Annotated in this window: 8 protein-coding genes; 4 read left to right on the top strand and 4 right to left on the bottom strand. The window is 71.3% G+C overall.

The features are described from left to right. Positions 1-7 precede the first annotated feature (7 nt). Entirely contained in the window at positions 8-814 is an 807-nt protein-coding gene (locus tag VF468_24855; GenBank protein ID HEX5881518.1) for a hypothetical protein, read from the bottom strand. A gap of 282 nt (positions 815-1,096) precedes the next feature. Here VF468_24855 and VF468_24850 point away from each other — a divergent pair, with 282 nt between their 5' ends. Together VF468_24850 and VF468_24845 are read left to right on the top strand one after the other, a co-directional pair. Further along, positions 1,097-2,764, top strand: a complete 1,668-nt coding sequence (locus VF468_24850; protein HEX5881517.1) for a carbamoyltransferase — start codon at positions 1,097-1,099, stop codon at positions 2,762-2,764. Between the two features lie 136 nt (positions 2,765-2,900). Continuing rightward, positions 2,901-4,067: a winged helix DNA-binding domain-containing protein gene (locus tag VF468_24845; GenBank protein HEX5881516.1), complete on the top strand. Its 1,167-nt coding sequence runs from the start codon at positions 2,901-2,903 to the stop codon at positions 4,065-4,067. A gap of 21 nt (positions 4,068-4,088) precedes the next feature. Here VF468_24845 and VF468_24840 read toward each other — a convergent pair whose 3' ends face one another. Then, the gene (locus tag VF468_24840) at positions 4,089-4,313 is read right to left on the bottom strand and encodes a hypothetical protein (GenBank protein HEX5881515.1); all 225 of its coding nucleotides are present in this window, start codon (positions 4,311-4,313) and stop codon (positions 4,089-4,091) included. Between the two features lie 77 nt (positions 4,314-4,390). Between VF468_24840 and VF468_24835 the strand changes: the two genes are divergently transcribed. Beyond that, positions 4,391-5,737 (top strand): RodZ domain-containing protein, encoded by a 1,347-nt coding sequence (locus VF468_24835; GenBank protein ID HEX5881514.1) that lies wholly within the window; start codon positions 4,391-4,393, stop codon positions 5,735-5,737. Positions 5,738-5,828: 91 nt separating this feature from the next. Here VF468_24835 and VF468_24830 read toward each other — a convergent pair whose 3' ends face one another. Next, positions 5,829-6,221: an ester cyclase gene (locus tag VF468_24830; GenBank protein ID HEX5881513.1), complete on the bottom strand. Its 393-nt coding sequence runs from the start codon at positions 6,219-6,221 to the stop codon at positions 5,829-5,831. A 70-nt stretch (positions 6,222-6,291) separates the two neighbouring features. Here VF468_24830 and VF468_24825 point away from each other — a divergent pair, with 70 nt between their 5' ends. After that, a complete protein-coding gene (locus tag VF468_24825) occupies positions 6,292-6,819 on the top strand; it encodes a hypothetical protein (protein ID HEX5881512.1) in 528 nt (175 codons plus the stop codon). A 177-nt stretch (positions 6,820-6,996) separates the two neighbouring features. Here VF468_24825 and VF468_24820 read toward each other — a convergent pair whose 3' ends face one another. Continuing rightward, positions 6,997-8,199 (bottom strand): adenylate/guanylate cyclase domain-containing protein, encoded by a 1,203-nt coding sequence (locus VF468_24820; protein ID HEX5881511.1) that lies wholly within the window; start codon positions 8,197-8,199, stop codon positions 6,997-6,999. Positions 8,200-8,429 lie beyond the last annotated feature (230 nt).

Raw genomic sequence — 8,429 nt, 5'->3', positions numbered from 1 at the left:
CCCTGGGTCAGGTGGCTGATGCCTGCAGATCTGTCCGCAGCCGCTCCAGGGTCAGGTTCTCCTTGCGGGCCCGCAGATCCAGATACAGCAGCACCCCGACCAGCACCCCGTACGGCAGCGTGACCACCGTGGCCACGGCGGCGGCGACCGCCTGGACGAACCAGCCGGTGTTGCCGAACGGGGCGGTGATCACCGCGTTCACCACCCCGGTGAGCAGCCCGGCGACCACCAGGGTGCCGAAGGCGTGCCACCAGTGCCCGCCCACCAGCCCCCAGGAACGCCCCATCGCCTCGGTACCCCGCCGGCCCTCAACGACCAGCGCCTCGATGCTGACCGCCAGCCGCACCCCGATATAGATGCCGGGGATGATGAGCAAGATCAGCCCACCGATGATGGCCAGCCCGACCAGCACGCTGACCAGCAGGACCGACCAGAACCGGTGGAACCCGAAGCGGTAGCTCTGCTCGACCCCAGGGTCTTCGCCGGCCACCTCGGCCGCCACCGCCCGGGTGATCGCCCCGGTCAGCACCAGGAACATCACCACCCCGGCCAGGGCCGCCACGAGCCCGGCGATCCCTGCCGCCCAGGTTGCGGTCTCCACCACCACCCCGTTGCTGGTCACCTCGCCTCGGCTGCGGACCAGGTCGCCGAGCAGGTACTGCAGCAGCGTGAACGGCACCACGACCACGGCGGCGATGGCCAACAGGGTGCGCCAGTGCCGCTGGTAGAGCTGGAACGCCGTGCTGAGGATCTCCCCGATACCCATTGGCCGGGGCAACGCCGCCCCGCTGGGCTGCCCGATTGCCTCGCTCATCGACCGACCTCCTGCCGTCGCCGCGGGTCGAGGCCGAGGCTGCTGCTCGGCCAAGGGACCTGCCGCTTCGTAGCACCGATGGCCGAACCAGACAAGAGGGCATTCAGCGTGAAGCTGACAGCGACCCAGGGCAACCCGGTGTTCCACACGATCATCCGGGTCCGCGGCATGCTGGGGGTCCGGCGTGGGCTTGTTCGTGGTGGCATTGCTGGTAGATTCACCAGCCGTTCCGGCGGACGGCCTGGATGGCCGGGAGGCGTGGCCAGCGAGGGGAGCGGTCAGGTGCACGTCCTTGGGATCAACGCCTTCAGTCACGACACCGCGGCCTGCCTGCTGGAGGATGGCCGCCTGGTTGCGCTGGCCGAGGAGGAGCGGTTCAACCGTGAGCGCCACACCAAGCGCTTTCCCGACCAGGCCATCGGGTTCTGTCTGAACCTGGCCGGCATCGGCATCGGCGAGGTCGACGTGGTCGCCTTCGCGCACCGGCCCGGGCTCGACCTGGCCCGCGGGGTCGCCGACGCGCTCCGGCGGCGGGCGCCCAAACGGCTGGCGGTGCAGGCCTATGTCGATGGCAACCTGCTGCGCAAGGAGGCCGCCTTCCGGGCCCGCTGGCGCTACCGGGGGCGGATCGAGCACGTCGGTCACCACGACGCGCATGCCGCCAGCGCCTTCTTCCCCAGCCCATTCGAGCGGGCGGCGGTGCTTACCCTGGACCGGGGTGGGGATTTCCTGTCGACCACCCTGCAGGTCGGCACCGGGTCGCGGCTTCACCGGCTGGCCCAGGTTCGCAACCCAGACTCCCTGGGCGAGGTGTACTCAGCCCTCACCTGGTATCTGGGCTTCGAGCCCAACGCCGATGAGGGCAAGACCATGGGCCTTGCCCCCTATGGCCGCGACAAGCTTGCCGGCGAGCTTGCCGACCTGGTCTCCCGGACCCCGGACGGGCTGTTCCGGGTCAACCTGGCCTGGTTCGCCTACCACCGCGAGGGCGGCTGGCTGTCACGCCAGTTCCTGGAGCGGTTCGGACCACCTCGGGTGCCCGAGTCGGCCATCACCGAGACCCACCAGGACCTCGCGTTTGCGGTGCAGGACCTGCTGGAGGAGACGGCCTTGCACGTCGCCCGCGCCCTGCGGCGGGGCAGCGGCTCGCCAAATCTGTGCCTGGCCGGCGGGGTGGCCCTGAACTCGGTGATGAACACCCGGCTGCTGCAGGAGGCCGGCTTCGAGCGGATCTTCATCCAGCCGGCCGCCTCCGACGCCGGCAACGCCCTGGGGGCGGCTCTGTGGGTCTGGCACCAGCGGCTCGGCCGGTCCCGCGGCGAGCCGATGACCCACGCCTTCCACGGGGCTGAGTGGAGCGAGCCAGAGCAGGCCGAGGTGCTGACTGGCCAGGGGCTGGCGGTCCAGACGGTGACCGACCCGGCCGAGGAGGCGGCCCGCCTGCTGGCCGAGGGCCGCATCGTGGGCTGGTTCCAGGGCCGGGCCGAGGTCGGGCCGCGGGCGCTGGGGGCCCGCTCGATCCTGGCCGACCCCCGCCACGCCGAGACCAAGGACGTCGTCAACGCCCGGGTCAAGCGCCGGGAGGCGTTCCGTCCGTTCGCCCCCAGCGTGTTGGACGAACACGGCGCCGAGTTCTTCGAGGGCTACTACCCAAACCCCTTCATGCTCCTGGTGCAGCCGGTGCGGCCCGACCGACGGGCCCAGATCCCGGCCGTCACTCATGTGGACGGCACCGCCCGGCTCCAGTCGGTCACGGCCACCGAGAATCCCCTGTATCACCGGCTGATCAGCCGCTTTGCCGCCCGCACCGGCGTCCCGGTGGTCCTCAACACCAGCTTCAACCTCCGCGGCGAGCCGATTGTCCACCGCCCGGCCGAAGCCGTGGCCGACTTCCTTGCCAGTGACATGGACGCCCTGTTCCTCGGCAACCTGCTGGCCACAAAGACCTAGCCGGCCGACCCGGGAAAGATGAACTCTGACCCGCATCTTCTGGTCTCCACGGTCAGGTAGTCTGGGCGTGTGCCAGGCCACCGTCCTCGACATGACCGCTGTCGGGCGAGCCGGGAGAATGCGGTCCGTGACCCCCATGTCCACGACCCCGGCCCCGCTGAGCTGGAGCGGCGTCACGGCCCGGCGGATGGCCCGCCACGCCTTGACCGAACCGGCGTCAGACCTGGGCCCGGCCGAGGTCGCCGGCGTGCTGTGCGGAGCCCACGCCCAGGTCCTCAGCGCCGCCGAGCTCTCGATTGGGCGGCGCATCGCCGGGGCGACCCGCGCCGACGTCCAGCGCGCCCTCTGGGAGGACCGCGCCCTGGTCAAGACGTTCGGTCCGCGCGGCACCGTGCACCTGCTGCCGGCCGCCGACCTGCCGATGTGGACGGGGGCGCTGTCGGCCCTGCCGTCGTCGGTGCCGGCCCATCCCGAGCCGGTCCGCTTCAGCGCCGAGCAGGCCGACGAGGTCATCGCGGCCATCGGCGAGGCGCTGGCCGACACCGAGCTGACCATCGACGAGCTGACCGAGGCAATCATTGAGCGTACCGGCCCGTGGGCCGGCGAGCCGACGATGGAGGCGTTCCAGGGTCTGTGGCCGCGCTGGCGGCAGCTGACGAGCACGGCCGCCCACCGCGGCATGCTCTGCTTCGGGCCGAACCGGGGCCCCAAGGTGACCTACACCAACCCGCACCGCTGGCTGCCCGGCTTCCGGCCCGACCACGGCGACACGGCCCTGCGCGCCCTGGTCGGGCGCTACCTGTACGCCTACGGCCCGGCCACGCCCCAGCACTTCGCCAGATGGCTCAGCATCCCGCCCCAGCGCGCCGTCGAGCTGTTCGACGAGCTGGCCGGCCAGCTGGAGCAGGTCGAGCTGGACGGCGCGCCGGCCTGGGTGATGGCCGACGACACCAGCACGCCGTCCCAGCCGCACCGAGGGATCCGCCTGCTGCCCTACTTCGACGCCTTCGTCGTCGCCAGTCAGCCTCGGGAGCGGCTGTATCCCGGCCCCGCCGCGACCCGCGTGCTCACCCCGGCCGGCCAGGCCGGCAACTACCCGGTGCTGCTGGTCGACGGCGTGGTCGGCGGCCTGTGGCACCAGCGGCGCTCCGGTCGCAAGCTCACCGTCACCGTCGAACCGCTGGGCGAGCTGACCGCGACACAACGCCGGCAGCTGGAGGATGAGGTCGAACTGGTGGGCGCGGTCATGGAGGCCAAGCCGACCCTGACGGTGGGCACCGTGACGGTCGGCCCCCACGCCTGAGCCACGCCTGGGGCGAAGGCTTCAGCGAGCAGCCAGGGCGACGCCGACACAGACCAGCAGCGACCACGACACGGTCTCGACGGTTTCGGCCGCCACCGGGTTGTCATCCTGTGCGCTGTCTGCGCTCAACCGTTCCAGCCAAAGGACGACGAGGAACGTTGAGAGTACGAGCCTGTTCACAAGGGCCAGCAGGTCGTGACCTGCCTTGATCGCCGCCTGCCTGGTGGCGGTAATCGCGACGGTCAACGGTCTTGGGGTCGGGGCGTGATCGGCGATTGCTCGGGCGTTCGGCGGTAAGACCCTTCCCGATGGGAAGGGGAACGATGCAGCAGGCGCTTGGCCAGGACGGCCGCTACCGGGCCGTGCGACGGATCGACGCTGGTGGCATGGGCGAGATCTGGGAAGCCGACGACACCCTGCTCGGCCGGCGGGTCGCGATCAAGGTCCTGGCCGAGGAGTTGGCCGGCGACCGGGTGGCGGTGCGACGCTTCCGCCGCGAGGCCCGGGCCACGGCCAAGCTGGACCACCCCAACGTGATCCGGGTGTACGACTTCGTCGACGGTGAGGCCCCATTCCTGGTCCTTGAACTACTGGAAGGCCACACCTTGGCCGACCGGCTGCGCCGTGACGGCGCCCTGCCGCCGCTGGAGGCGGCCCGGATCGCGGCGGCCGTGGCCGATGGGCTGGACGTTGCTCACCGGGCCGGGATCATCCATCGGGACATCAAGCCGAGCAACATCATGCTCACGGCCGGCGGCGGGGTGAAGCTGATGGACTTCGGGATCGCCGCCGCCTGGGAGGCCCACTCCACCACCGGTCAGCAGCTGCTGGCCACGGCCAGCTACACCGCGCCCGAGCGGATCACGGGCGGCCGCGCGTCGCCCGCGGGGGACCTGTACTCGCTGGGTGTGGTGTTGTACGAGACGCTCACGGGCCGGCCGCCGTTCGTGGCCGACAACGCCGAGCAGCTGCTCCGGGCCCATCTGGAGGCAGCGCCCCGGCCGGTGCGGTCCCTGGTGTTCTGGGTGCCGGCCGAGATCGCGGCCGCCTGCGAGGCGGCGCTGGCCAAGGACCCAGAAGGGCGGCCAGCGTCGGCGGGGGCGCTGGCCGCCCGGCTGCGGGCCGCCGTCCAGGCGGCCCAGGCGTCCGCGGACAGGTTCTCGCCCGGCAGGATCGGCAGCGGCCGGCCAGCGGAGCCGACCCGGCGGCTGTCGGCCGACCAGACCAAGGTAGTGCGCGAGCCGCACAGAACCCGGCGCCGACCTCGGGCGGTCATGATCGCTGCGGTGCTGCTCGTGGTACTCGGCGCCGTCGGGGCCACCGTGGCGCTGTGGCAGACCATGGATCGCCCCCGCCCGGTCCCTCCACCGCCGGCGGCGACGATGCAGGAGGCGCCGGCTGACCGGGCGGCTTCGATCACGGTGACGCTGCGCTATCAGGCCAGGGTGTGGACCCAATGCAGGGTGGACGGCCGGCTGGTCTTTGACGGGGTGGGCACACCAGGCGAGCGGCGGAGCTGGACGGCGCGGCGCAGCCTGGATCTGGTCCTGGGCAACCCGACCGGGGTGGTATTGGTGGTGGACGGCAAGGTCCTCGGCCGACCGCACGGTCACGGCCGGCTCTGGCGTGGCTCCTTCCGCCCCAACCGGCCGCCACCCCCGCTCGGCTAGCTGCCGGCCAGATGCAAGGCGCCTGAGGAAACCACTGGTCGGCTCCAACCTAGCCCTCCGGTCACGACGTGCTAGGCCCTTGTGGAACAGGCTACGGCGGCGGCGCCGGACCGCTGGCGCCTGCCCAGGACGGGGCGGCCGTGCCCTCGCTGCGACCGTCAGGCGGGCGTGCCTGCATCCGGAAGAAATCGACCCCGCTGGTGGTGGTCTTCCTCCCGGTCGCGGGGATGCCGACAAACTCGCCCTGGTGGGTGCCGGTGTAGGTCACCCGGGCGGCCACCAGCTCCCCCTCGGCGATCACGTCGTGGACCTCGGCGTGCAGGTCGGGGAAGGCCTGGAGGACCATCCCGAAGAACTGCTTGGCCTGCTCGGTGTTCTGGCTGCCGAAGGTGTGGTCCACCCCATCGGGGGTCAGCAGCTCATCGAGGGCGTCCAGGTTCCGGCCGTTGATGATCTCCGGCACAGGGTCGACGTACACAGCCATGGTTTGAGAACGTCTTGGGGCGTCCAGTCAGTCAGCTCACCATCTGCACCGACGACCGCAGTGGAGGGCCATGGACAAGTCGAGCCGCGCCCGACGCGCTGTGCGGACTGTCCGGGTAGTCGGGTTGCTCGTGGCCCTGCTGTTGACCGCCTCGGTGGCGGGGTGCGCAGACCAAGCTGACCGCTCCGGGGCGCCGGCCGCCTCGGCGCCCACGACCACGGCGGCCACGACCGCGGCGCCGACCACGACGACCGTGGCGGCCACCACTGCGTCGACTGCGGCGACGGTCAGGCTGCCCAGGCCAATTCGCGAGGTCCAGCAGGGCGACCGGTTGTTCGGGGTGTACTGGGTTGCGGCATCCTCGACACAGCTTGCTCCGGTGGAGCGCCAGCTGCGATCGCTTGGCTATCCAGCCTCAAGCGGCGATCTGGACTGCGACCGGGGAGCACGTCGGGGACTGGGCGTTCCGGCCGCCATCACCGCGAAGGTGGCCGTCTACTTCGGGACCGAACAGGACGCTCGAGCGTTCGCCGAAGGGGTGAAGGTCCAGCCGCGACCCAATGGCCATGCCGCTGCCATCCTGTACTGCCTGGATTGATCTTCGGAGGAGACCGAGGCGGGGAGACCAGGCCGAACCTCCAGAGAGGTATGCCACCCGACAGCCAGCCGCATCTGGCTTGGGAACGGGTGGCCGCTTGGTCCCGGCACCCCCTTGACCAGTCTGAGCCGTCTGGACCGACGCGGCATCCAACGTGACAGCCCGATGCTGTGCCTTTCAGGCGTGGCGGGCGGTGTAGAGGCGGAGCGGGCCTGGGACGCCCTTCAGCTCGACCGGTCCGATGTCGGTGAACGTCACCGGTGCTCCGTCCGCCGCGTCGATGACCTCCTGGCTGACCAGGACCTCGCTGGGTCGGGCGTACTCGGCGATCCTGGCCGCCAGGTTGACGGTCCGGCCGAAGTAGTCACCGTCCTGGAAGATGACCGGTCCGGCGTGGATCCCGACATGGGCCGGTGGCAGGCCCTGACGCCCGACCCCCGCCACCATCTCCAGGGCGGCCAGCACGCCAGCTGGAGGCGCCCGGAAGTAGAACATCACCCCGTCGCCGAGCCACTTCACCGGTGTCCCCCCATGCTCCTGGGCCGACCGCCGGACCAGGCCAGCCAGCCGGGCCGCCAGGTCGGCGGCGGCCTGGTCGCCCCGCTCCTCGGTCAGGCGCGTGTACCCGGTGATGTCCAGGAAGCACATTGCCGGGGGCCGCTCCAAGCGGCGGTACAGGCCCGCCTGCTCCAGCGCACCCTCGACGTGCTCGACGAACACCTGGCTCCAGGCGTGTTCCTGCTGGCCGTGGTAGACGGCCAGCAGGGCCTGCTCGATGAGGGGGGTCATCTGGGAGCCGAGGTCGGCCTGGGCCCGGAGCATCTCACCCTCGGTCATGCCCGACGCCAGCAGCGCCATCTCGACCTCGCTGTTCCACCAGGCCGCCTCGGCCTCGGCGATGCGGCGCAGGCTGTCCCCGTAGACCCGAAGCCACCCCTCGATGACCACCGGTTGGAACCCCTTGGCAAGCTGCAGCTGGATCAGCGGCACGACCGACAGCTCGTTGTGGTGGACGTGGTCCTCTGGGCGTGGCTCGGCGAAGCCGACGGCCTCGCGGAGCACCATCAGGAGCTCCAGCGGGATCCCGGTACTTCCGCTCAGCTGGTGGAAGGTGGTGCCGCTGAGCCCGGCGAACCGGTCGTACGCGGCCACGTCCAGGAACGAGAGCGACAGCGCCCCATCCCGGACGGCGGCGGCCAGTCCCTCCAGCGGCACCCCGGCTCGCTCCAGGCTCTGCAGCCACCGCGCCCGGAGCACATCACCGGGCGAGAACGCGTCTCCGGCAGCTGGGGTCAGGATGCCGAGCGCGACCAACCGGTCGACGTAGTCAGGGTCGACCCCGGCCCGCTGGGCGACCTCCTGTGTGGTGTATCCGCTCACGCCTCCGCCAGCATAGCTGCGGACCCTGGCCCGAGTGGAGCGGACATTCGACCCGCTGCCGGTTGATGACCCGGTTGGCGCAGCAGGTCGAGCGGCACCCGCGGCCTATCCGGCGGCGGCCAGTCCCTCCAGCGGCACCCCGGCCTGCTCCAGGCTCTGCAGCCACCGCGCCCGGAGCGCGTCACCGGGTGCGAAGGCGTCTCCCGCAGCTGGGGTCAGGATGCCGAGCG

This window comes from Actinomycetota bacterium, from assembly GCA_036280995.1.
Taxonomy (GTDB): Bacteria; Actinomycetota; CALGFH01; order CALGFH01; family CALGFH01; genus CALGFH01.
Note: the sequence above shows the minus strand (reverse complement) of the source record. Positions and strands in the feature narration are given on the sequence as shown.